We start from the raw sequence: 24,364 nt of genomic DNA, 5'->3' as shown, positions 1-24,364 counted from the left end.
CGGTTTCGTCCCTGTTGACAGCCGGCCCGGCCAGGCAGCACCGTGCTCGCCGTAGCTTTCTCCACTGGCGGTTAGGGAAGATCTTCATGGATGACCTGGTCGGGCAGTACTTCGCCGCGGCGGCGGCCCACCTGGAGCGGGTGCACGCCGAGGAGGCCGGCGCGATCGACCGCGCCGGCGCGCTGCTGGCCGACGCGGTCGCCGAGGGCCGGCGGATCTTCGCCTTCGGCGCCGGCCACTCCTCGCTGGCCGCCCAGGACGTGGTCTACCGGGCCGGCGGCCTGGTCGTCCTCAACCTGCTGAACGTGCCGGGCACCACCGGCGTCAACGTGATCCCTGCGCACCTGGGCAGCGCGCTGGAGCGGGTCTCCGGGCTGGCCACCGCGACCCTGGACCTGACCCCCGCCACCACCGGCGACCTGCTCTTCGTCATCTCGCTCTCCGGCCGCCAGGTGATGCCGATCGAGCTGGCCGCGCACGCCCGGGCCCGTGGCCTGCACGTGGTCGGCGTCACCTCGCTCGCCTACCCCGGCCGGGTCAGCTCCCAGCACCCCTCGGGGACCTACCTGAAGGACCACTGCGACGTGGTGCTGGACAACAAGGTCGCGGTGGGTGACGGCGAGCTGACCCACCCGGACGTGCCCACCTCGTTCGGCCCGGTCTCCACCATCACCACCAGTGCCCTGATGCAGGCCGTGGTGGTGAGCGCGGTCGGCAAGCTGGCCGAGCGCGGAATCAGCGCCCCGCTGTTCCGCTCCGGCAACGTGGACGGCGGCACCGACTGGAACGCCAAGGTGATGGCCGAGAACGCCGACCGGATCTTCTACGCGTTCTGACCGACCGCGCCGTCCACGCGCACGAGCCCCGCAACAAGCCCCGCGCACTTCAACCGCCCCGACACGGCGGCCGCCAGCCCTGGGCGCGCGCCCGGCGAACGCCCATACTGGGCCGGGCGAAAGGCGTACCCGCCCTCCGCCGCGGGCAGTACGTCAGTGTCCATCGAGAGGACAGCTGACGGACCAGTGGACACCACGCGCACGGGGGGACGGGATGGCAGCCGGCGCACAATCGACGGAGCCGGTCCACGAGGCCGAGCTACTGCCCGAGCTGTTCCGGGTCGCCGACCTGGCCTCGCGGCGCGGCCAGCGCCACTCGATCACGCTGGCCCGCTGGCAGCTGCTGCTGCTCACCGCCGGGGCGGCGGTCGGCTCGCTGGCCGGGCGACCGTACGCCTGGGTCGCCGCCGCGGCCTACCTCGGGGCCGGCGGGCTGGCCGCGCTGGTCAGCCGGCAGAACCCGCAGGGCCTGTGGTACGAGGGCCGGGCGGCGGCCGAGTCGGTCAAGACGCTGGCCTGGAAGTTCGCGGTGCGGGCCGACGCCTACCAGCCGCTCGCGGCCACCCTGCCGGATGCGGAGGGGCTCTACGACCTCCAGCTGCGCGGCATCCTGCGCGGCTTCAGAGACAGCCCGGTGCTGCCGGGCGACGCCGAGCGGCGCGCGGGGGTGACGGCCGCGATGCGGGAGCTGCGCGCGCAGCCGCTGACCGTGCGGCGGGAGGTCTACCTGCGCGAGCGGGTGGCGGTGCAGCACGACTGGTACCAGGCCAAGGCCGGCTACTGCGACCGGGCCGGGCGGACCACCGAACTGCTCGGTGTCGCGCTGCCGGTCCTGGGGCTGGTGCTGGCGGTGCTGCGGGCGCTGGGCGCCGTCTCCTTCGACCAGTTGGGCACCGTCTCGGCGGTGGCCGCCTCGGTGACCGCCTGGGCCCAGCTGCGCCAGTACCGGCCGCTGGCCGCCGCCTACCGGCTGGCGGCCGACGAACTGGAGCTGGTCCGCGCCCAGTTGACCCAGCTCGACCTGTCCGCCGCCGACTCCGAGGAGGTCTGGGCCCGACTCGCCCGGGACGCCGAGGACGCCGTGTCGCGCGAGCACACCACCTGGCAGGCCCGCCGCGAGGTCCGCGGGCCCGGCCACTAGCGGCCTGGCGCGGGCGGTGGCCCGCTCCCCCGGCATCCGCAACAGGCCGTCCGCGGCCTGTGCCGGTCCCGATCCCCTACCCGTGTTCCCCGACTTTGGAGGTCCCCGGCGTGCAGCCCCGACTGGTGAAGACCGCCGACTGCCGCAGGCTCGCCGTGCAGACCTTCGGCGACCCCGAAGGCCGCCCGGTCTTCCTGATGCACGGCACACCCGGCAGCCGGCTCGGCCCGACCCCGCGCAGCAGCGTGCTGTACAACCTCGGCGTCCGGCTGATCTCCTTCGACCGCCCCGGCTACGGCGGCTCGGACCGCCTGCGCGGCCGGCAGGTGGCCGCGGCCGCCGCCGACGTGCAGGCGATCGCCGACGAGTTCGGGCTGGAACGTTTCGCCGTGGTGGGCCGCTCCGGCGGCGGACCGCACGCGCTGGCCTGTGGCGCGCTGCTGCCCGGCCGGGTCCACCGGGTGGCCGTGCTGGTGGGCCTGGCCCCCTGGAACGCCGACGACCTGGACTGGTACGCCGGGATGACCGCCGCCAACATCCGCGACTACCGCGCCGCCGAGCGCGACCACCAGCGGATCGCCGCCACCATGGAGCAGCGGGCCCGGCGGATGCGCGACGATCCGGCCACCCTGCTCGCCGGACTGCGCCGCGAGCTGACCGCCGTGGACCGCGCGGTGGTCTCCGACGCCGGCATCCGCCGGATGCTGCTGAGCAACTACCGCGAGGCATTCCGGCAGAACGCCGACGGCTGGATCGACGACGTGCTCGCCTTCACCACCGACTGGGGGTTCAAGGCGCAGGACGTCACGGCCGCCACCTGGCTGTGGCACGGCGCCGACGACATGTGGTCGCCGGTGGACCACTCCCGCTGGCTGGCCGCGCACATCCCCGACGCCACGCTCTTCCTGGAGCCGGGCGCTGCTCACTTCGGCTCGCTGCGGGTGCTCACCGCCGCCCTGAAGTGGGCGGCGGGGGGCGTCGACTGACGGCACGCCACGGCATCAGATCGGCTGCGGCTCCAGGTCCCGGTTGATCCGCTTCCAGCCCCGGGCCGAGACCGTGTTGGGGTGCTCCTCGCCGAGCTGGCGGATCAGCTCGGCCACCGCGCGGGCACGCAGCTCGGTGGCCTGGTTGACCTTGCCCTGCGAGCGCAGCGTGACGGCCAGGTTGGCCTGGCAGGCCACCGCGTCAGGGTGACGGGGACCGTAGCGCTCGCACAGGCCTCGGTAGGCGGACTGCTCCAGCTCCTCGGCCTCCACCAGCCGGCCCTGGTCGCCGTAGGCGTTGGCCAGGTTGATCATCGCGTTGAGGGTGTAGGGGTGGTCGGCACCCACCGTCCGGGTCAGCGTGTCCACCGTGGCCTCGCCCAGTTCCAGCGCCTCCGCCAGACCGCCGCTGCCACGCAGGTAGATCACCAGGTTGTTGGCGCAGACGAGGGTGAACGGGTGCTCGGGCCCGTAGAGCTGCTGGTGGCCGACGTAGACCTGACGGGCCAGATCGCGGGCCGCGTCCTTGTCCCCGCCCGCGCTGTAGTCGGCGGCCAGGTTGAGCGCGCAGGCCAGCGTGTCCGGCGCGTTCTCGCCGTAGCGCTCCAGGTAGCGCTCGTAGGTCTCCTTGGTGAGCCGGCGCGCCTCGGCCTGCCGGCCCACCTTGCGCAGCGAGACGGCCAGCGACTTGGCGTTGCGCAGGATCTCCGGCACGTCGATGTCGAGCACCTCGGCGAAGGCCTCGGCGACCTCCTGGTGGAGCGTCACCGAGCCCTCGTAGTCGCCGGACTCGCGCAGGTCGCGGGCCAGGTTGGACTTGGTGGACAGGGTGTAGGGGTGCTTGGGGCCGAGCACCAGGGCCCGGCGGTCCAGGGTGTCCTGGTCCAGCTCCTGGGCGTCCTTGCTGTTGCCGGCCAACCGGTAGTCGACGGCCAGGTTATTGGCACAGGACAGGGTGCGCGGGTTGTCCTCGCCGAACTGCTCGCGGAACCGTTCGAGCGCCTCCCGGTCCAGCCCCAGCGCCTCGTCGAAGTCGCCGACCGCGCGCAGGTCGGCGGCGAGCGAGCCGGCCGTCATCAGGGTGTACGGGTGGTGCGCGCCCAGCACCCGCTGCTGCCGCTTCAGGGTGTCCTTGTCCAGCTCCACCGCCAGCGCGTACTGGCCCTGCGAGCGCATCACGTTGGCGAGCTGGAAGCGCAGCAGCAGGGTCTGCCGGTCGTCCTCGCCGAGCTTGGCGGTCCACGCCTCGTCCAGCAGGTGGCCCATCCGGCGGGCCTGGCCGAACTCGCCGCGCTTCCACAGGTAGCGGACCCGGTCGATCATCAGCTGCCGGGTGTCCGACTCGTCGCAGTCGTGCGCCCGGGAGGGCGACAGGTGCGGCCAGATCTCCTCGAAGACCGGCCAGTTGGCCGGGTCGTCGGTGTCACCGGTGACCGGGCGGGCGCCGATCAGGATCCGGTGCACCTCGTGCACGGTGTCGACCTGCTCCTCGGGCGTCATCTCGGAGCGGATCACCTCCTGGACCAGCCGGTGCACCTGGATGCTGTTGGTCCCCGCGTCCACCTTGGCCAGCGCGTACCGGCCGATCGCCTGGATCACCCGGCCGAGCAGGAACTTGTCGCTCAGCCCCGGATCGTAGGGCACCAGCGCGCGGATCATCTGGTCGCTGTAGAACAGGCTCATCGAGATCGGCTCGGGCGCGAAGTAGGCGCACAGCTGGAGCATCCGGGCGGCGGCCGGGGACTGCTCGCGCAGCCGGGCGATGGAGACCCGCCAGGTGGCGCCGACCGTCATCGGGTAGTCGACCGGACGGCCGAGCTCCAGCACCCGGGAGGCCTCGGTCTGCAGGGCCGCGATGTACTCGGCGACCGGGGTGCTGGTGGCCTTCAGCCAGGCGCCCGCCACCTCGACGGCCAGCGGCAGGTCCCCCACCGCCTCGGCCACCGCGTCCGCGTCCACCCGGCTGAGTGCACCGCCGGTGCGCCGGGTCAGGTGGTCGATGCTCTCGCCGCGGGTGAAGACGTCCATGGTCAGCGCCTCGGCGTGGGTGGCCCAGGCCTGGTTGCGCGAGGTGACCAGGATGTGGCCGTTGCCACCGGGGAAGTAGCGCCGGATCTCGCCCGGGTCGTCCGCGTTGTCGAAGATCAGCAGCCAGCGCTTGGACCGCTCGCCGCGGCGCAGCGACTCCAGCGCGATCTCGGTGGCCAGCGCCACCGGCTCGTTGCTGGCCCGGCCCATCTTGCGGGCCAGCTCGGCCATCTGGCCCTGGATCTCGTCCTCCTGCTCGGCCGAGACCCACCAGACCAGGTCGTAGTCGGCCATGAACCGGTGCGCGTACTCCAGCGCCACCTGGGTCTTGCCGACGCCGCCGAGCCCGTAGAGGGTCTGCGGCACCGGCAGCACCGCGGTCGCGCCGCCGCCGAGCTGGTTGCGCAGCCGCTCCAGCAGCTCGGACCGGCCGGTGAAGTAGGTGTTGCGGGGCGGGACGTTCCAGATCTCCGGCTGGGTGCCGGGGAACCGCGGCCCGCTCGCGGTGTCCACCGCAGGCACCTCCTCCCGGCCCAGCGCCTTGACCAGGGCCAGCAGCGCCTGCGGCTCCTTGAGGTTGACCAGGTCCACCGGGTTGCGGCTGCTGAACGGGGCGGCCAGCGGCGTGGAGCCGACCCGCACCGGGATCAGCTGGCGGCGGGTGCCGGAGGGGTCGGAGCCGACCACCGACTCCCACAGCGCGCGGGCGTGCGGGGAGCGCAGGTAGGCGGGCGAGAGCACCGCGACGGTCCGGTAGGCGGCGTCCACCGAGCGCTCGGTCTCGGCCCGCGCGTCGGTGCCCGCCCCCACGTCCCTGGGCAGCACCCGGAAACCGGCCGCGCCGAGCACGAACTCGATCCAGTCGGCCCACATCCGGTCCTCGGGCACGTAGCTGAGGTAGATGTCGGCCGGCACGGTGGGGCGGCGGCGGGTGAACGCCTCGATGTAGCGCAGCCGCACCTCCTCGTCCATCGGCGGCAGCGAGGCGACCCGGCCCGCGGTGATCACGTCGGTCAGCCGCTCGCAGGCCGAGAGCATGCTGGTCGGGGTGCCGACCTGGTCGCCGAAGGTGGCCAGGATCTCCTCGTAGGCGTAGAACGGCCGGTAGGGGATCTCCACCGAGCCCCAGTAGTGCACCAGTTGCTCGTTGGTCAGCCCTGAGGGCAGCCCGTCGAAGCGGATCCGGGCCAGCGCCCGCCCGGCGTCCGCCTTGTCCTTCTCGAAGTCGTCGATCCGCATCGGCACCGGCAGGATCCGGATGCCGCGGTCGCGGTAGCGGTCCGCGATGTGCTGGGCGATCCGGGAGGCGCCGTCGATGCTCTGGTCGCTCAGCGTGAAGCAGACCACCAGGTCGTCGGGCATCTGCACGGTGCAGATCTCGGCGGTGTCGGACAGGCCGGTGCGGCTGTCGATCAGCACGTAGTCGTAGCGCTTGCGCATGTCGGCGCGGAGCGCGTCGAAGAACTGGCCGCCGTCGAACCGCTCGTAGAACAGGTCCCAGTCCAGGCTGCCCAGGGTGCCGGAGTAGTCCCGGTCCTGGCGGCCCGCGGCCAGGAAGTCGATGCTGCCGCCGGCCGGGAAGCCGCCCCAGGAGAGCGGCACCGCGTGGCCGGCCACCTTGGCGAAGTCCAGGTGCCAGCCCGGGTGGTGGCCGATCTCCAGCAGCTCCTGCTGGTAGCGCTCGGGTTCGAGCAGCGCGTCGGCGTGCAGCTCGGTCTCCCGCAGCGCCTCCTCGCGGTAGTCGTTGATCAGCGTCATCACGCCCGGCGAGTCGGCGAGTTCGGCCGCGTCCAGGAAGGGGTGGAAGAACTTGGCCAGCCCGGGGGCCTCCAGGTCCCAGTCAACGGTGAGCACCCGGAAGCCGTTGGCGGCCAGGATCCAGGCGGTGTTGGCCAGCGCCATGGTGCGCCCGGTGCCGCCCTTGTAGGAGTAGAAGGTGATGATCCGGCCCTGGCGGTCCTCCTCGCCGGTCCTGGCCGGCGCGGGTCCGGACGCGGTCAGCTTGGCCGCTGAACTACGCCCACCCACCCGGAGGTTGCGAGTCTGGTCAGACGTCATGATCTCCTCCTTCGTCATCCTCGTCGAACTCACCGTCGAGATCGGGGTCGAACTCGCCGTCGTGCTCGTCCTGCTCGTCAAACTCGCGGTCGTGCTCGTCGTTCTCCAAGGGCGGACCCGGGTCGGCATGGGGGTCGGCGTAGCGGTTCTGCGACGGCCGGCCCGCGTCACCGAAGGCGTCCCGCAGCCGCGGCCGGGACTCGCCGGTCACCGGAGGCCTGGGCAGCGCGCGTTCCTTGTAGGCCTTCTGTGCGCGGATCGCGGCGTGCTGGAAGGCCAGGCCGAAGTCGCTGGCGGTGGGCACCCCTTCGGGATCGGCGCCGTCGCCCGCCACCGGGCGGAAGGACGGGCGCACGCTGCCGCCGCGCTGGCGCAGCACCTGCTCGCTCAGCGCGGCCAGCGACCCGGTCTCGGCCGCGCACTGCGGATCGTCGCGGTTCCACGGCTCCACCACCGCCACCCAGGCGGGGTTGCGGCGGGCGAACTCGCGCACCAGCGCGCAGCGCTGGGGGTCCTGCAGGACCCAGCGGTCGACCAGCAGGACACCGGGGCCCTGCGGCCGCTCCAGCTCCATCAGCCGGGGGGCCGCCAGCTCGAACTCGTGGATGGTCGGGTTGAGGTCGCACTGCCGGGCCAACTGTGCGGCCTTCTCGGCCAGCGCGGCGTCCCCGCCGCGCACGTACGGCTGCCAGTCGGTGCGGCGCGCCCCGTAGTAGCCCCGGTCGCGGTGCGCCGGCACCTCGCTGTCCTTGAACGCCAGGACGGCGATGGTGAGTTCATCGGCGGGCGAACGGCCGGGAAAGGCCGAGGGATTGGTGGTGAAGTCGACCGGCTCGACCACCGGGACCACCGTCTCCAGTGCCACTTCGACAATGCGCCGGGCCAGTTTGTAGACCACCTTCTCGTACAGACCCTGGTGATGGCGCTGGGCCATCAGCGCGTACAGGCCGTCCTCGGCATAGGCACGCGGAAAGCTGGAGTGGTTGAACTGCACGGCGCTGGCCACCTGCGGCAGCGCGCCCTCGCGCATGCCCACCCAGAGCACCGGCACGATCGCGCTGTTCTGTGCGGTGCCGCCGGGGGCGTTGGCCGCGCGCTGGGCGAAGGTGTACCACTCCTGACCGCACGGGGTGCTGCGGAACAGTCTCGGGTGGTAGAGCGGCACGAAGACCCGGCAGGTCGCCAGCGCCTCGGAGATCTTCACCGCCCAGTTGTCCCCCTGGTGCATGGTCTCGTCCATGAAGCCGACCGGATCCGCGGTGGGCAGCGGCGTCAACTGCAGCACGGCCTCGCAGAGGTCCTCGTAGAACTGGCTGACCCGCGAATTGGGATTTCGCGTACCGACCGGCGGCATGTGGGCGTAACTGAGGAAGAAGTGCGGCTTCGCCGAGGCCTTCTGCTTGCCCGCAGCGTCGTTCACACGCGCCTCCCCAGGGGCCTGTGCCGCCCCGCTCAGGGCATCCTCAGTGTAGGAAGCCCCGCTTCCCGAGTGGAATACCCCGGTGGAAAACCTCTGCCACCAGCTCCACTGATCATGCGTCAGTCAAGCTGGTGGTGTCAGCGGTTTGCCCGAATCGGATCAGCCACAACCGTCGCCCGCTGCCGCAGGTGCCACCACCGCGCCGCGTCGACCGCCTGCACCACGGGCATCAGCAGGCACTCGGCGCCGCCGATCCGGCCCTCCCGCGCCCCGGTCAGCCGCGGCCGGATCGCGGCCAGCATCTGCGGGAAGTACTGGTCGTCCAGGTCGAGCCCGTCGAACCGCACCCAGGCCGGGCGCCCGGCGGCGTCGCGGACCATGCAGCCGTAGCGCTTCACCGGAGCGTCGGGCACCCGGTACTCGGCCAGCTGCAGGGCGGTGCAGCGCTCCGGCGAGGCGCCCAGCATCAGCACCGAGCCGCCCGCCCGGTAGAGCGCCCCGAGCGGCGAGTACTCGCCGAGGTGGCAGTCGAGCCGGTGGTCGGCGGTCAGCTCGGCGGCCCGTGGTCCGAGCGCAGCGAACGAGGTCTGCGGATGCGTGCTGCGCAGCGCGCCGGGCGTGGTGCGCAGCTCCTCGGAGAGCCGCCCCATGGTCGGCGAACTCGGGGTGGTCGCCGGGTCGAAGGGCGCCATCGCGCGGCGGTAGGCCAGCAGCTCCGCCCGGCTCAGCCCGGCGGTGACGGCCGCGTCGAGCCGGGAGGTCTCGGAGTTCTCCGGGGTCGCGGTGAAGGCCAGCAGCGTGCCCTCCGGGCCGAGCGCGCCGCGCAGCGCGGTGCTCAAAGCGGTGACCACGCCGGCCGAGCCGCCCTCCACCGGGCCGAGCGAGCGCAGCGCGGCGTGCACCAGCACCGGCCCGCAGCGCGGCGACAGGCCGAGCCGGCGCAGCTGGTCGGTGAGCTCGGGGACGGTCAGCACGGCGGGCCTCCTCAGCGTCCGGCGGGAGCGGAGTGATCGGCGGGGGCAGGGCTGTCGGCGGGCGCGTGGTGGTCGGCCGGCACAGCGCGGTCGGCCGGAGCGGCGGCTCCGTCACCTACGGACCGGTCCGCCGGCACGGCCGGCGCCCCCAGCGGCATCGCCAGGCAGGGCTCCAGCGACTCCCGCAGGCCCACCGCGAACCGCTCGCCGAGCGCGGTGAGCGAGCCCGAGCCGAGCAGGGCGTCGAGCGCCTGCTCGGTCTCCCCGCGTCGGCGCCCGAACTGCGCGCGCGCGTGCTCGGCAGCCTCGCCGCCCACCCCGTGGTAGGCGCGCGCCCGGCTGCCCCAGAACTCGGTCACGGCCAGCTCGGCGTAGGCCTCCTGGAACAGGTCGGCCAGCGGGCGCGGCTCCTCCTGCCAGGGAGCCCGGTAGCCGCGCCGGTCCGCCCGGTCGTACAGGTCGTGGAAGTCCAGCACCCCACCCAGCTTGACCAGCTGGAACCCGTGCACGAGCAGCCGGGCCAGGGCCGGCGCGGTGCGCGGGCGGGCGATCGCGACGGCGCCGAAGGCCTGCCGGTCGGCGCCGCCGAGCTCCCGGCCTGCCGGGCCCGGGCGCAGGGGGGTGAGGGTGGTCAGCCCGGCGCCGATCCCGGCGGCGTACTGCGGCAGTTCGCGCAGCAGCAGTTCCCAGGCCTCGCGCAGGGCACCGGTCCAGTCGCCCAGCTCGGCTTCGGTCAGGCGCGCTTCGGCCGGCCACCGGTGGCGGTCCCGCTGCGGGTCGGTGTCCTCCAGCGCCACCGACCAGCCGCCGAGCAGGCCGAGCCGTCGCACCGGCAGCCAGCTCCGGTCGGCGGGCTGGTCGAAGCCGATCACCCGCTCCACCCCGCCCGCGGTGCGCACGGTGAAGCCGTCGGCCCCGCTGCGCACCACGGCCTGCCCCGAGCCGCCGACCAGCACCCGGCCCAGGGTGGGCAGCTGGATCGCACCGCCGCGGACCGGGACCGGCAGCTCGGCCGCCAGTCGTGCCCGGATCAGTGCGGCCGCTGCGATCTCGGCCAGCGTGTCCGGCTCGGCCTGCGGCTCGCCCGCCTCCGCGCGCAGCCGGCCCACCGCCCAGCCGCGGACGTACGGGTGGGCGAGCACCGCGTCCACCGCCGCGGGCGCCGTTGCGTCCAGCTCGGCGAGCGCCTGCCAGGACTCCCCCACCGCCGGGCCGACCGCCGCCAGCAGCCGCCGGGTCAGGTCCAGCTGCCCGGCGGCCAGCGCCGCGACGGTGGCCGCGTCCCCGTGGCCGCGGGCCAGTTGAGCGAGCTGCTCCGGGCCCGGGCCGGCCGCCGGGGCGCCGGGGTCCGGGCTGACAGGGTCCGGGACCGCGCAGGCCGCGGGTCGGGCCGGGGCGATCCGGTCCCGGATGGTGGTGATCAGGCGCATGAGGTCTCCGCAGAAGACGGAAGGGTTGTCGAAGCCGGCGCCGGTGCGCCAGCGGTGCGCGTAGAGACCGCCGCCGCAACTGCGGACCACCGGGCAGGCCCGGCAGGTCGCGGTCAGCCCGGCCAGTCCCGACTGCCGGGCCATCATCCCCGGGTGCCGGGCCACTTCGTCCAGGCTGTTCGCGAAAACGTCGAAACCGGTCGCCGGTGCACCGTCATAGGCCGTTTTCAGACTGTCGGCCTGCTCGAACGTGCCGTCCGTCTCGATCACCACCAGATCGGCCGGATCGAGTCCGAGTGCCTCGGTCAGGCTGGCCCGGCCGCGGAGCGTGCGGTACACCGAGTCGAAGGTGCGCACCGGGACCGGCCGGCCCTGCTGCTCCCAGCGCCGATGGATCGTCAGCAGCCATTTCGCGTAGGGGTGTTCTCCCAGCTCGGCAGGGCGCTTCGGCGGCTGGTCCCAGGTCGCGTGCGGGAGCAGGAAGTCGATGCGCGGGGGCTCCAGCGCGCGCAGCGCCTCGTAGACCGCGACCGGGTCGTTCTCCACGTCGATCGTGCAGAGCAGGCCCGCGTACAGATGGCGGAACTCCGGGCGGCGCAGCAGCTCGACGGCGGCGAGCACCTGGGCGTGGCTGCTGCGGCCGTCGGCGAACCGGCGGTGGCGGTCGTTGGCCGCCGCGTCGCCGTCCAGCGAGATCCCGACCTTGATGTCCAGCTCGTCGAAGAGTTCGCAGAACGCGCGGTCCAGCCGCACCCCGTTGGTGTGGATGCGCAGGTCCAGCGCACAGCCGGCGGGCAGCGCGGCACGCAGCCGCTCGGCGGCCCGGCGCAGCACTCGCGGGCCGGCCAGCAGGGGTTCACCCCCGTGCAACACCACGTGAACGGCCGGCAGTCGGTGCTCGGTCGCGTGCTCCGCGATCCGTTCGGCCACCCGGTCGAGGACCACCCCCGTGATCGCCCGTGGTCTGCCGCGCCAGCTGGTGTCGGCGTGCTCATAGACGTAGCAGTGGTCACAGGCCAGGTCGCAGCGACTGTGAACCTTCAGTACGAACTGTGAGAATGGCACCAGCTGGTGCGTCATGTGACTTCCTGCTGTTGAGAGATGACACTCCGCCAGAACAACTGCAGTACCGGCAGGGCGGAGCTGTCAACCGGGCGTCATCTCCGCGCGCCCTTCAGATCGAGGAGTTGAAGCCCTTCTCGACCTCCGGCTCGCCGTCGAGGACCGGCAGCGACCGGTAGAGCGAGGCGAGCAGCACATCGGTGTCCTGGGTCGACAGCTCCGCGAGCGAGGGGCGCCCGCCCTGCGACGCGAGTGGCTTGCCGGACGTGGTTCCCGCGACTTCCAGCATGGTGTGCATACTTGACGATCCTTCCGGACCTGGCACGGTTGAACCGTGCCGAACGGGGGTAGTAGGGCGCTGGGGAGTGTCCCACAGTGGCCCTGGCACCAACCTAGTGTCTGGCCAGCCTATTTCCAGTCAGCGCCGGAGACGATTCCGGGCCCCCGGTCGTTCGGACCGGCACGATCTGCCCGGACTCCCAGCTCACCACCCAGATTTGGGACACCCTCGTGATCGAGTTCACCCGTTGCGGTGATCGGCCGTTCCGCCATTCGACGTAGCGATCTTCACCGCGCGTCGACGCCGTGTCCGCCATGTGGACGGACCGCCTACCCAACCGGCCCGGGGATACATCCGAATGGCGGATACAGCCTCAGAGCAGGTACAACTCGACCTGGACATCGAGCCGCTTGCGGACGACCACCGCGCGGGTGAGCGCGTGGCCCTCCCCCAGCGCCGTGCGCGCCAGGTCCGCACAGCGCCCCGCCAATTCCTCGGCCGGCCCGCGCTCGCCGACCGCGGCCAGGTCGAGCGCCAGGTTGGAGCCGGCCGCCAGCGCGTGGTGATGCGCCGTGCCGACCGTCGCGGTCAGCAGTTCCAGCGCCCGGGTGCCGGTGCGGACCGCCTGCGCCGGGTCGCCGACGGCCTGATCGGTGGCCCGGTTCACCAGCAGCGCGCCCAGGTCGCAGTGGTCCGGACCCATGGCGGCCTCGAACCGCTCGGCCGCCTCGCGGGCCAGCACCGCCGCCTCCTCGGTGCGCCCGGCGGCCCGCAGTTGGGGCGCCAGGTTCCCGGCCAGCAGCACGGTCAGCGGGTGCCGGCCGCCGAACCGGGCCCGGCCCTCGCGGTAGGCCCGCTCGCCGACGGCCACCGCCCGGACGTGCTCGCCCAGCGCGTGCCGGACGGCGGCCAACAGCGCGGCGGCGCCCAGCGCCTCGTGGCTGCCCGCCCCGAGCACCTCCTCGGTACTCCGGTGGACCGGTTCGGCCAGCTTCTCGGCTTCGGCGAACCGGCCAAGGCGGTAGTAGGTCGCGGCCAGGCCGTCCCGGGCCAGCAGGGTCCGCGGGTGCCGCTCCCCGAGCAGGTCCCGGCAGTCGCGCGCGGCCTCCTCGGCCACCCGGAGCGCCTGCGCCGGGCGGCCCGCCTCGCGCAGCGACTGGGCGACGCAGATCGCGGAGGACAGGGTGGTCGGATCGGCCGGCGCCGACCGGACCCGCTGCCGCCAGGTGCGCTCGTGCAGGCCGAGTGAGGCCACCCGGTCACCCACCGCGTAGAGCGCGACGGCGAGGTTGTTGGCGCAGAGCAGCCGCTGCGGATCGCCCGGTGCCAGCTCCCGCTCGGCCCGGCGCAGGGTGGTGCGGTCCAGCTCGCACGCCTCGGCGAACCGGCCCAGGCAGCGCAGGTCCGCGCCCAGGCTGTTGGCGGCGGACAGGCTGTGCGGGTGGCCGTCGCCCAGCTCCCGGGTCAGCTGGGCGAACACCTCCTTGTCGATGGCGTAGCACTCGCGGTAGCGCCCGAGGACGCGCAGCGTGTTGGCGTACTGCCGGCGCAGCTGGGGCACCTGGACGGCGCTCTGCGTGCCCGGCTCCGCGTCCCGCTCCGACCAGCACGCGAGGATGCGCTCGGCCAGGTCGCACGCCTCCTGGCTGAGCCCGCGCTGGTAGAGGTAGCGCACCGAGTCGATCAGCCAGTCCCGCACCGCGGGGTCGGTGCTGTGTGCCGCACCGCTCGGCCCCAGGTGGGGCAGCAGCTCCTGGTAGACGGGCCAGCCGTTGACCAGACCCGGCGCCGGTCGCTCCGCTCCGGCGAGCAGCCGCTGCACCGTGCCGCGCAGCTGCTCCCGGCGCTCCGGCCCGACCTGCTCCCGGATCACCCCCTGGACCAGCCGGTGCACCGTGAGCGTCTCGGTGCCGCCGCCCGCCCGGGCCAGCCCGCTGCGGTGGATCGCCTTGATCAGCTCGCCGACCGCCAGCCGGGCGTCCACCGCCCTGCCCTCCCCCGCCCAGGCGTCCACCGCCGAGCCGTCCACCGCCGTGCTGCCTGCCGCCGCGCCGCCCGCACCCGGGCCCGGGCCACCCGCCAGGCCCGGTCCGGTGACCGGCGTGCCCGGCAGCGGTGCGAAGAGCAGCCGGGTGGGGATCGGCTCGGGACCGAAGTGGACGCAGAGCTCCAGCAGCTCGGCGGCCGCCGGGTTGACGCGCCGCAGCTCGGCCAGCGAGAGCAGCCAGCTCGCGGCGGCCGAGTGCGGGTAGTCCCCGTCCGGCAGCCAGCTGCGCTCCAGCAGTTCGGTGGCGGTGGCCGCGAGCAGCTCCAGGTATTCGGCGACCGGCATGCCCGTCTCCCGCAGCCAGGCCGCCGCCGGGACGATGGCCAGCGGCAGGTCGCCCAGCGCGGCGGCCAGCTTCGCGGCGGCCGCCACCGGCAGTTCCGGGTTCAGCCGCTCCAGCAGCTGCAGGCTCTCCGCCCGGCGCAGGACGCCGAGTTCGAGCACCCGGTCGCGGCGGGCCCAGGCCGCGTCGCGCGAGGTGATCAGCAGGTGGCCGCCGGGCGGCGGGTCGGGGAGCCGGCCGCGCAGCTCGGCCGGGTCGCCGGCGTTGTCCAGGATCAGCAGCCAGCGCGGGTGCGGCCGCCCGGCGCGCAGCGCCTCCAGCACCTGGGCCGCGGTGTCGGCGCTGTCGTCGGTGGCGGTCAGGCCGAGCCGCGGGGCCAGCTGGGCCAGCCGCGGGGCGATGAACTCCGGCTGCTCGGCCGCGATCCACCAGACCACGTCGTACCCCGCCGCGTACCGCCGGGCGTACTCGGCCGCCGTCTGGGTCTTGCCGACCCCGCCCATGCCCTGCAGCACCTGGACGGCCGGCCCGCCCGGCGCCAGGAACCCGGCGCGCAGCGACTCCAGCACCTCGTCCCGCCCGGTGAAGTTCGAGGTGGGCACCGGTGCGTCGAAGACCGCGGGGCGCTCCCCGGGGAAGCGCGGGCGCGGTCCGCGCGCGGTCCGGGCGGTGACGGGGGCACCGCCCGCGGCCACCGGCTCCCCCGCCAGGGCGGCCAGTTGAGCTGCGGCCACCGTCGCGTCGGCCGCGAGCTGCTCGCCCGGCACCTGGTCGCCGAAGGGCGCGGGCAGCGGGTCGGTGGACTCACCGACCCGGACGGACAGCAGCGTGGGGCGCCCGGGGGCCCACGCGTGCCCGGCCAGCGCGCTCCACAGCCCGGCCGCCGCCGGATGGCGCGGGTAGTCGGGCGACAGCAGCGCCAGCACCCGGCCCCGGCCGTCCAGCGCCTCCTGCAGCGCCTGGTCGGCGCCGGCCGTCCCGAGGCCGTGCAGGGCGGCGGGCCGGCCCGCCGCGGCGAGCTCGGCGGCCGCCCACTCGGCCCACAGCCGGCCGGCCGGGGCGTAGCTGAGGTGGACCGGCGGCGGCTCGGGCGCCGCGACGGGGAAGGCCCCGACGAACGAGCCGAGGTCCAGTCCCGGCAGCCCGGGCAGCCGGGCCCGCCCGGCCGCGAGCGCGATCCGGTCGGTCAGCACGTCGAGCACCTGGTGGTACTCCGGCCCCTGTGGCTCCTCCGCCAGCAGCGAGCGCAGCCCGACCCGCGGGTAGCGCTCGCCCATGGCCGGTTCGCTGTACTGGAGTTCCGCCACCGGCCCGGGCAGCGCCCCGGCCACCGGCCGCCAGAGCACCGGGACCAGCGCTCGGGGGTCCCAGCCGGTCTCCGCGCGGAACGCGACCACCCTGGAGTGGAAGGCGGTCCACTCCTTGCCGCAGTAGGAGCTGGCGAAGTAGCCGGGCGAGTAGAGGGCCACCATCGCGCGACAGCCCGCGACCGCGTCGGCCAGCGCCCGCTCCCAGTCCGCGCCGAGCCGGATCTGCTCGACGTCCCGGAAGGGGGGCAGCCCGGCGGCGGCCGGGTCCCGCGCGAGCAGCCGGGCGCCCAGGTCGCGGTAGAAGGCCGCGATCAGCGGACTGTCGTCCGCCCGCGCGTAGCTCAGAAAGAAGTACGCCTCCACCCGCGCCCCCACCATCCGTCGTCCACTCAGTGTGGACCGGCGCGCGCCGTTTCCGAAGGGGGCGGATGGAGCAATTCCCGCGCTGGGCAAGCCTCTACGCGCCGTCGCGCCCGGCGGCGCCGAGCGGTGGACCGACCCGTTACTACGGGCAGAGCCGCTCCACCGTCCAGCCGTCCGGCCCCGCCGTGTACCGCAGCCGGTCGTGCAGCCGGTTGGGGCGGCCCTGCCAGAACTCGACCGAGCGCGGGATCACCCGGTACCCGCCCCAGAAGGGCGGCACCGGCACCCCCTCGCCCTCGGGGTAGCGCGAGGCGAGCTCGGCGAAGCGCTGCTCCAGCACCTCGCGCGAGGCCACCGGGCTGGACTGCTCGCTGGCCCAGGCGCCCAGTTGCGAGCCGTGCGGGCGGGTGCGGAAGTAGGCGGCGGTCTCGTCCCGGCCGGTGCGCTCGACGCCGCCGGTGACGATCACCTGACGGTCGATCTGGTGCCAGGGGAAGAGGAGCGCGGCGTTGGGGTTGGCGGCCAGCTCGGTGCCCTTGCGGGAGCCGTAGTTGGTGAAGAAGACGAAGCCGCGCTCGTCCACTCCCTTGAGCAGCACGGTGCGCGCGCTGGGGCGCCCCTCGGCGTCGGCGGTGGAGACCACCATGGCGTTGGGCTCCACCAGCCCGGCCTGCTCGGCCTGCTCGAACCAGCGGACGAACTGGGCCACCGGATCGGGGGCCAACTCCTGCTCGGCCAGGCCCTCCTCGGCGTACTGACGGCGCATCCGGGCGAGATCGGGGACGGATGTCTGGTGCGCGGGCTGGGCGCGTTCCGGGGTCTGCACGTCAACATCATCCCGTACGACAAGCAGCGGACCATGCGCCGCCTATGGAATCTCGACATCGAGAGATATGGTGGCTCGCCATCGCTCGCCCCTGGCGGTCCCGTGCGGCCCCCGGCGATCCGCACGATCCCGCGGATTGCCCGGTTCGAACCGGTTTGCCATGGAAGATCCCGGAGACATACCGGTTCCGACAGGAAATCGGGCGGCCACTGGGGAAACATCACCGCAGTGGTGTATGGCGCAATGCACCCAGTGCCTGCCACCCTGGCACCGAGTGCCAAACACCAAACGGTCGCCGGCCCGCCGCCCCACCACGGCGCAGGGCCAGTCACGTCACTGAGGAGCCGCGTGATGTCCGATTTCGTACCCGGGCTTGAGGGAGTCGTCGCTTTCGAGAGCGAGATCGCCGAGCCGGACCGCGAGGGCGGTGCGCTGCGCTACCGCGGCGTCGACATCGACGACCTGGTCGGTCACGTCTCCTTCGGGAACGTCTGGGGCCTGCTGGTGGACGGGAAGTTCAACCCGGGCCTGCCCTCCGCCGAGCCGTTCCCGATCCCGGTGCACTCCGGCGACATCCGGGTCGACGTGCAGTCCGCGCTGGCCATGCTCGCGCCGGTCTGGGGCCTCAAGCCGCTGCTCGACATCTCCGCCGAGCAGGCCCGCGACGACCTCGCCCGGGCCGCCGTGATGGCGCTGTCCTACGTGGCCCAGTCGGCCCGCGGCCAGGGCCTGCCGATGGTCCCGCAGAGCGAGATCGACAAGGCCGAGACGGTCGTCGAGCGGTTCATGATCCGCTGGCGCGGCGAGCCGGACCCCAAGCACGTCAAGGCGATCGACGCCTACTGGACCTCGGCCGCCGAGCACGGCATGAACGCCTCCACCTTCACCGCCCGGGTGATCGCCTCCACCGGCGCCGACGTGGCGGCGGCGCTCTCCGGCGCGGTCGGCGCGATGTCGGGCCCGCTGCACGGCGGTGCCCCCTCGCGCGTGCTGGGCATGATCGAGGAGATCGAGCGCACCGGCGACGCCGCCGCCTGGGTCAAGAACGCGCTGGACAAGGGCGAGCGCCTGATGGGCTTCGGCCACCGCGTCTACCGCGCCGAGGACCCGCGCGCCCGCGTGCTGCGCCGCACCGCCAAGGAGCTCGGCGCCCCGCGCTTCGAGGTCGCCGAGGCGCTGGAGAAGGCCGCGCTGGAGGAGCTGCACAACCGCCGCCCGGACCGGGTGCTGGCCACCAACGTGGAGTTCTGGGCCGCCATCATGCTGGACTTCGCCGAGGTCCCGGCGCACATGTTCACCTCGATGTTCACCTGTGCCCGCACCGCCGGCTGGTCGGCGCACATCCTGGAGCAGAAGCGCACCGGCCGCCTGGTGCGTCCGGCCGCCCGCTACATCGGCCCCGGCCCGCGCGGCCCGCAGGAGATCGAGGGCTTCGAGTCGATCGCGCACTGACGCCCGAGAGCTGACAGCAGGTCAGTTCGACTCCGCCCGCCGGCCGCTGAGTCCTCCATCTCAGCGGCCGGACAACGGGCGAAATCCCGGGAGCGGGCACAGTAGGCTGCGCCCGTGGCCCACATTCAGATCCCCGCTGACCTCAAGCCCGCCGACGGCCGTTTCGGCTGCGGCCCGTCCAAGGTGCGCCCCGAGGCCCTCAGTGCCCTCGCCGCCACCGGCACCTCGCTGCTCGGCACCTCGCACCGCCAGGCTCCGGTCAAGGACCTGGTCAAGCGCGTGCGGGCCGGCGTGAGCAGCCTCTTCTCGCTTCCCGACGGCTACCAGGTGGTGCTCGGCAACGGCGGGTCCACCGCCTTCTGGGACATCGCGGCCCTCGGGCTGGTGCGCCAGAAGTCGCAGCACCTGAACTTCGGCGAGTTCTCCTCGAAGTTCGCCGCCTCGGTCAAGGCCGTGCCGTGGCTGGACGACCCGAGCGTGATCAAGAGCGAGCCCGGCACCCACCCGCTGCCCAGCGCCGAGGCCGGGGTCGACGTCTACGCGCTCACCCACAACGAGACCTCCACCGGCGTCGCGATGCCGATCCGCCGCCCGTCGGGCGCCGACGCGGGCTCGCTGGTCCTGGTGGACGCCACCTCTGGCGCCGGCGGCCTGCCGGTGGAGATCACCGAGACCGACGTCTACTACTTCGCGCCGCAGAAGTCCTTCGCCTCCGAGGGCGGGCTCTGGCTGGCCGCCTTCTCGCCGGCCGCGCTGGAGCGGGCCGCCGAGATCGCCGGGTCCGGGCGCTACGTCCCGCCGTTCTTCGACCTGCCGACCGCAATCGACAACTCCTCGAAGGACCAGACGTACAACACCCCCGCGATCGCCACGCTCTTCCTGCTGGCCGACCAGCTGGAGTGGCTGAACGGCAACGGCGGCCTCGACTGGGCCGTCACCCGTACGGCTGAATCCGCGGCCCACCTGTACGGCTGGGCCGAGAAGTCCGCCTTCGCGCAGCCGTTCGTCGCCGTGCCCGAGCAGCGCTCGCAGGTGGTCGGCACCATCGACTTCGACGACTCGGTGGACGCCGCCGCGGTGGCCAAGGTGCTGCGGGCCAACGGCATCGTGGACACCGAGCCGTACCGCAAGCTGGGCCGCAACCAGCTGCGGATCGCGATGTTCCCGGCGGTCGACCCGGCGGACGTGCAGGCGCTCACCGCCTGCATCGACCACGTGGTCGAGCAGCTCTGACCCACTGCCGCAAGGGCCGCCACCGTTCGCCGGTGGCGGCCCTTCTGCGCGTCACGGGGCGGGCGCCGGCGTCACTTCTGCACCAGCGCGCCGATCAGCACGGCGACCAGGAGCAGCCCCAGGGCGCCGGAGACGATACGCATACGAGTCTTGGGATCCACGCATCGAGCGTACCCGGCCGCCCGGGTCACACCCCGAGGTGGGAGCCCCCCGTGCCATCCAGCACCTGGCCGGTGACCCAGCGGGCGTCGTCGGAGGCCAGGAAGGCCACCGCGTCGCCGATGTCCGCCGGCTCGCCGACCCGGTTGAAGACCGAGAACGCGGCGGCCTGCGCCTGCGCCGCGGGCTCCCGCAGCTCCGCGGTCAGGTCGGTGTTGACCAGGCCGGGGGCCACCGCGTTGACGGTGATCCCGCGCGGGCCCAACTGCTGGGCCAGGGTGAGCGTGAGCGTGTTGATCGCACCCTTGGTCATCGAGTAGGCGCTGGTGATCGGGTAGGCGATCCGGGTCACGCCGGAGGAGATGTTGATCACCCGACCACCGTCCCGCAGGCGCTCCAGGCCCTGCTGGACGATGAAGTACGGCGCCTTGGCGTTGACCGCGAAGACCCGGTCGAAGTCGGCCTCGGCCACCTCGCCGACCACTCCGTACAGGCCCACGCCCGCGTTGTTGACCAGGATGTCCAGGCCCGAGCCGCCGCTGTGGGCCGCGAGCCCCTCGTCGAAGGCCGCCCAGAGCGCGGCGGCGTCGCCCGGCACGCCCAGCTCGGCCCCGAGGGCGAACGCCTGGCCGCCGGCCTCCTCGATCCCGGCCACCGTCTCCTTGGCGGCGCCCTCGTTGGTCCCGTAGTGCACCGCGACCAGCGCACCCTCGGCGGCCAGCCGCAGCGCGATCCCCTTGCCGATCCCCCGACTGCCGCCGGTCACCAGTGCCGTCTTCCCGGAAAGCCTGCTCATCGCCCACGCCTCTTTCTGTAGCGGTCGCTATAGAAAGGAACGTAGCACGACTTCTGTAGCGGGCGATATAGAATCTGGGCATGACCAGCACCCAGCCCGGCGCGACCCGCGGCCGTCCCCGGTCCTTCGACCGCGAGGCGGCGCTGGCCGCCGCCACGCTGCTGTTCTGGGAGAAGGGGTACGAGGCCACCTCGATCGCCGACCTGACCGAGGCGATGGGCATCCGGGCACCCAGCCTGTACGCGGCCTTCGGCGACAAGCGGGCCCTGTTCGAGGAGGTGGTGGCCGACTACGGCAGGGCGTACGGCGCCTTCGGCCTGCGCGCGCTGGAGGAGGAGCCGACGGTGCGCGCCGGCATCGCCCGGCTGCTGCGCGAGACGGCCGCCGAGTACACCGCTCCCGGCCACCCGCACGGCTGCATGGTCATCAGCGCCGCGGCCAACTGCAGCAACGAAGAGGTGATGGCGAGCCTGCGAACGATCCGCACCGCCAACATCGCGGACCTCGAACAGCGGATCGCGGCAGCCGTGGCCACCGGCGAGGAGCCGCCGACCAGCGACCCGGCGACCCTGGCCCGGCTCGTCGGCGCGGTGATCCAGGGCATGTCGCAGCAGGCGAGGGACGGCGCCGATCGAGCGGAGCTGGAACTGGTCGCCGAGGCGGCCATGCGCGCCTGGCCGCCACCGCTCAGCCCGAGTTGAGCTCCCAGCGGTCCACGGTGGTGTAGCGGGATCGGCCGCTGCCGAAGTCGCTGCGCATCAGCTGAAACTCCGTCACCGGCCACTCGACGCCCTGGAAATCGACGAGTTGCTCGGCTGCGGCACGCAGCGCGGTACGCTCCTCGCGCCCGGGGTGGCCACCGCGCCCGGTACGCGCCAGCGTGAGGTGCGGGTGGTATGTGAACTCCTCCTCCACGCCCAGCACTTCGCCCGTCACCTGGGTCACCGCCCGGGCCAGCGACCGCAACGCCCAGGTCTGCCCGGCCAGCCCCACCCACAGCACCCGGTCACCGAAGTGCCCACCCCCGGCCAGCCGAAGCCGGTGCGCCTGGTACCCCGCGGCCGCCTGCGCCAGCCCGTCACGGAGCCCGGGCAACTGCTCCTCCGCCACCGACCCCAGAAACGCCAGCGTGAGGTGCCACCCCTCCTCACCCGTCCACCGCAGCCGCCCCGCCCCGGGCAGCGCGTGCAGCGGAGCGACGGCGACAGCCAGCTCGGCGAGGGCGTCGACGGAGGGGTGAGCGGCGACGAAGAGCCTCATGCCCCCATTGTCACGGCGCACGCCCCGCCCTTCCCACCGCTACGCCATCGCTCGCACGCCAGCACCAGCTGTCAGATCACCGGAGGCCGCCCAGGATGGCAGCCACCAGCCCGCAGGAGGAGCGCGCGCGGGCCGTCCCCTCACTCCCCCTCCGCCTCCCGCCGTCGCGCGTAGGCGCGGGCTGCGCGGGTGCGGTCGCCGCGATCCTGGATGCCCGCCGGGTGGTGCCCGCCCACTTCGACAGCCGGGCCCACTTCACCGAGGGCCGCGAGGCCCTGGTGGCCGCGTTCACCGCCGCCGACTGGCCGACCGCCTGCAGCCGAGCTGACGGGCCGGCCCTTCCCCTTGTCCGCGCCGGGTACTAGAAAGAGGGGATGAAGATCCGCAACGGTGGCCCCGCAGACGTCCCCGCGATGATCGCCCTGGCCGACTCGGCGGTCGCCTGGCTGAACGCCCGGGGCATCACCGAGCAGTGGGGCGAGGTGCCCTGGTCGAACCGCCCGGCCGACGTCGAGCGCCTGCACCGCTACGCCCGCGACTACCTGCTGCGGGTCGCCGAGGACGCGGACGGCCAGGTGGTCGGCGTCTGCGTGCTGGCCGAGGAGCTGTCCGACTACGTCGCCCGGGTCGCCCCGGCCGTCATACCCGAGCTGTACGTCCGGTTCCTGCTCACCGACCGCACGCGCAGCGGCAGCGGCATCGGCGCCGCGCTGATCGCGGACGCGCGCGAGGAGACGGTGCGGCGCGGGCTGACCCTGCTGCGGGTGGACTGCTTCCGCGGCGAGGACCGGGCGCTGGTGCGTCAGTACGAGACGCTCGGCTTCACCGAGAGCCTCGCGTTCGACCTCCCGCGCCCCGACGGCAGCACCTGGCCCGGTCAGATCCTGGAGATCAGGATCTGACCGCAGCTCAGGTCATGCAGCGTCAGCAGGCGGGCGCAAGCTCGCTGTTGCGGCTGCGCTGGCGCGGCACGAAGGCCACCACCCGGCTGCCGCGGTGCAGGTCGACCCGCAGTCGCAGGTCCGCGCAGCGGGCCAGCACCAGGCCGACCCCCGCCGCGGCCAGCGCCGAGACCACGCCACAGGCGAGCAGGCCCACCCGGGCCCCGTAGGCCCCCGTCACCCAGCCGACCAGCGGGGCGCCGATCGGGGTGCCGCCGGTGAAGACCAGCACCAGCAGACCCATCACCCGGCCGCGCATCTCGGGGTCGGTGGACAGCTGCACATAGGAGTTGACCGAGGTGTTGAAGGTCAGCCCGAAGATCCCGATCAGGGTGAGCAGCACCGCGAAGCTCCAGTAGCCGGGCGCGGCCGAGGCCAGCACCTCCAGCAGCCCGAAGACCAGCGCCGCGCCGGCCAGCCAGCGCAGTCGCGGCGCGCCCCGGCGGGCGGCGTAGAGCGCGCCGGCCAGCGAGCCGAGCGCCATCGCGGTGTTCAGCAGGCCGTACTGGCCGGGGCCGACGTGGAAGGTGCCGCGGGCGAAACCGGACAGCAGGGTCGGGAAGTTGAAGCCGAAGGTCCCGATGAAGCCCGCCAGCACCAGCGGCCACATGAGGTCGGGCCGCTCCTTGACGTACCGCAGCCCCTCGCGCAACTGGCCCTTCTCGCGCGGGATCCGGGCGACCGGCCGCAGCTCGCTGGTCCGCATCGCCAGCAGCCCGCCGATCACGGCCGCGAACGAGAGCCCGTTGAGCGCGAACGCCCAGCCGCTGCCCACCGCCGCGATCAGCAGACCGGCCACCGCCGGGCCGACCAGCCGAGCGGTCTGGAAGTTGGCGGCGTTCAGGCTCACCGCGTTGCTCAGGTGGTCGGGGCCGACCATCTCGGAGACGAAGGCCTGCCGGGTCGGGGTGTCCACCACGGTCACCAGGCCGAGCAGCAGGGCGAAGGCGTAGACGTAGTACTCGGTCACCGCACCGGTGATCGTGAGCACCGCCAGTGCGGCGGCGAGCAGGCCCATCGCACCCTGGGTGGCGATCAGCAGCCGGCGCTTGGGCATCCGGTCGGCGAGCACGCCGCCGAAGAGGCCGAGCGCGAGCGTGGGCAGGAACTGCATGGCGGTGGTGATGCCGACCGCGAGCGGGCTGCCGGTCAGGCTCAGCACCAGCCAGTCCTGGGCGATGCGCTGCATCCAGCTGCCGGTGTTGCTGACGATCTGCCCGGCGAAGAAGTACCGGTAGTTGCGCACCCGCAGCGAGGAGAACATCCCCCCGGGCCGGGTGAACCGCGCCGACGCGGCGGGGTCAGCCGCCGCGGTGCGTTCGCAGGGGTCGTCGTCGCCGGGCGGACTCACCGGCGTGGCCACGGGAGTGGCAAGGGTCGAGGTCGGGATGGTGGTGTCGTCGGGACGGTTGACGGCGCCGGCTGCGCCCTGCGGTGTCACGTACTGCTCCCCTCGTGGCGCGGCTCCGGTGGTGGCCG

Annotated in this window: 18 protein-coding genes; 8 read left to right on the top strand and 10 right to left on the bottom strand. The window is 73.6% G+C overall.

Annotation, left to right across the window (positions count from 1 at the left end):
- Nucleotides 1-86 precede the first annotated feature (86 nt).
- From OG294_RS22820 to OG294_RS22810, 3 genes are all read left to right on the top strand, one after another.
- Nucleotides 87-836, top strand: a complete 750-nt coding sequence (locus OG294_RS22820) for an SIS domain-containing protein (protein ID WP_327068385.1) — start codon at nt 87-89, stop codon at nt 834-836.
- A gap of 214 nt (nt 837-1,050) precedes the next feature.
- Nucleotides 1,051-1,977, top strand: a complete 927-nt coding sequence (locus OG294_RS22815; protein ID WP_327068384.1) for a DUF4231 domain-containing protein — start codon at nt 1,051-1,053, stop codon at nt 1,975-1,977.
- 110 nt (nt 1,978-2,087) lie between these two features.
- Nucleotides 2,088-2,963, top strand: coding sequence for an alpha/beta fold hydrolase (locus OG294_RS22810; protein ID WP_327068383.1), 876 nt, complete (start codon nt 2,088-2,090; stop codon nt 2,961-2,963).
- Between the two features lie 15 nt (nt 2,964-2,978).
- Here OG294_RS22810 and fxsT (OG294_RS22805) read toward each other — a convergent pair whose 3' ends face one another.
- From fxsT (OG294_RS22805) to pdxH, 7 genes are all read right to left on the bottom strand, one after another.
- Nucleotides 2,979-7,049 carry an FxSxx-COOH system tetratricopeptide repeat protein gene (fxsT, locus tag OG294_RS22805; protein WP_442789195.1) on the bottom strand — a complete coding sequence of 1,357 codons (4,071 nt, stop codon included), beginning with the start codon at nt 7,047-7,049 and terminating at the stop codon, nt 2,979-2,981.
- Complete coding sequence (locus OG294_RS22800; RefSeq protein ID WP_327068382.1) at nt 7,039-8,469, bottom strand: TIR-like protein FxsC; 1,431 nt, start codon at nt 8,467-8,469, stop codon at nt 7,039-7,041. Before OG294_RS22800 ends, fxsT (OG294_RS22805) begins: the two co-directional genes overlap by 11 nt.
- A 137-nt stretch (nt 8,470-8,606) precedes the next feature.
- The gene (locus tag OG294_RS22795) at nt 8,607-9,443 is read right to left on the bottom strand and encodes an aminoglycoside N(3)-acetyltransferase (protein ID WP_327068381.1); all 837 of its coding nucleotides are present in this window, start codon (nt 9,441-9,443) and stop codon (nt 8,607-8,609) included.
- A gap of 11 nt (nt 9,444-9,454) precedes the next feature.
- Complete coding sequence (locus OG294_RS22790; protein ID WP_327068380.1) at nt 9,455-11,938, bottom strand: FxsB family cyclophane-forming radical SAM/SPASM peptide maturase; 2,484 nt, start codon at nt 11,936-11,938, stop codon at nt 9,455-9,457.
- Between the two features lie 109 nt (nt 11,939-12,047).
- A complete protein-coding gene (locus OG294_RS22785) occupies nt 12,048-12,233 on the bottom strand; it encodes a hypothetical protein (protein ID WP_327068379.1) in 186 nt (61 codons plus the stop codon).
- 355 nt (nt 12,234-12,588) lie between these two features.
- A complete protein-coding gene (fxsT, locus tag OG294_RS22780) occupies nt 12,589-16,233 on the bottom strand; it encodes an FxSxx-COOH system tetratricopeptide repeat protein (RefSeq protein WP_327068378.1) in 3,645 nt (1,214 codons plus the stop codon).
- Nucleotides 16,234-16,360: 127 nt separating this feature from the next.
- Entirely contained in the window at nt 16,361-16,984 is a 624-nt protein-coding gene (pdxH, locus tag OG294_RS22775; protein WP_327071630.1) for a pyridoxamine 5'-phosphate oxidase, read from the bottom strand.
- Between the two features lie 411 nt (nt 16,985-17,395).
- Here pdxH and OG294_RS22770 point away from each other — a divergent pair, with 411 nt between their 5' ends.
- Both OG294_RS22770 and serC read left to right on the top strand, forming a co-directional pair.
- Nucleotides 17,396-18,496, top strand: a complete 1,101-nt coding sequence (locus OG294_RS22770; RefSeq protein ID WP_327068377.1) for a citrate synthase 2 — start codon at nt 17,396-17,398, stop codon at nt 18,494-18,496.
- Between the two features lie 114 nt (nt 18,497-18,610).
- On the top strand, nt 18,611-19,729 hold the full coding sequence (gene serC, locus OG294_RS22765) for a phosphoserine transaminase (protein ID WP_327068376.1): 1,119 nt from the start codon (nt 18,611-18,613) through the stop codon (nt 19,727-19,729).
- 187 nt (nt 19,730-19,916) lie between these two features.
- Here the strand turns inward: serC and OG294_RS22760 are convergent, their stop codons facing one another.
- The gene (locus OG294_RS22760) at nt 19,917-20,684 is read right to left on the bottom strand and encodes an SDR family oxidoreductase (protein ID WP_327068375.1); all 768 of its coding nucleotides are present in this window, start codon (nt 20,682-20,684) and stop codon (nt 19,917-19,919) included.
- Nucleotides 20,685-20,764: 80 nt separating this feature from the next.
- On the opposite strand from OG294_RS22760, the gene OG294_RS22755 reads away from it, so the two are divergent.
- On the top strand, nt 20,765-21,385 hold the full coding sequence (locus OG294_RS22755) for a TetR/AcrR family transcriptional regulator (RefSeq protein WP_327068374.1): 621 nt from the start codon (nt 20,765-20,767) through the stop codon (nt 21,383-21,385).
- On the opposite strand, the gene thpR is transcribed toward OG294_RS22755, so the two are convergent.
- A complete protein-coding gene (gene thpR, locus OG294_RS22750) occupies nt 21,372-21,944 on the bottom strand; it encodes an RNA 2',3'-cyclic phosphodiesterase (protein WP_327068372.1) in 573 nt (190 codons plus the stop codon). The two genes, OG294_RS22755 and thpR, sit on opposite strands and share 14 nt — an antisense overlap.
- Nucleotides 21,945-22,039: 95 nt before the next feature.
- Here thpR and OG294_RS22745 point away from each other — a divergent pair, with 95 nt between their 5' ends.
- Both OG294_RS22745 and OG294_RS22740 read left to right on the top strand, forming a co-directional pair.
- Entirely contained in the window at nt 22,040-22,309 is a 270-nt protein-coding gene (locus OG294_RS22745) for a hypothetical protein (RefSeq protein ID WP_327071822.1), read from the top strand.
- 9 nt (nt 22,310-22,318) lie between these two features.
- Nucleotides 22,319-22,846 (top strand): GNAT family N-acetyltransferase, encoded by a 528-nt coding sequence (locus OG294_RS22740; RefSeq protein WP_327068371.1) that lies wholly within the window; start codon nt 22,319-22,321, stop codon nt 22,844-22,846.
- Nucleotides 22,847-22,868: 22 nt separating this feature from the next.
- On the opposite strand, the gene OG294_RS22735 is transcribed toward OG294_RS22740, so the two are convergent.
- Nucleotides 22,869-24,326, bottom strand: a complete 1,458-nt coding sequence (locus tag OG294_RS22735) for an MFS transporter (RefSeq protein ID WP_442789194.1) — start codon at nt 24,324-24,326, stop codon at nt 22,869-22,871.
- Nucleotides 24,327-24,364: the final 38 nt, after the last annotated feature.

This window comes from Kitasatospora sp. NBC_01302, assembly GCF_035976515.1.
Classification (GTDB): Bacteria; Actinomycetota; Actinomycetes; order Streptomycetales; family Streptomycetaceae; genus Kitasatospora.
This window is presented reverse-complemented; position numbering and strand designations above follow the sequence as displayed.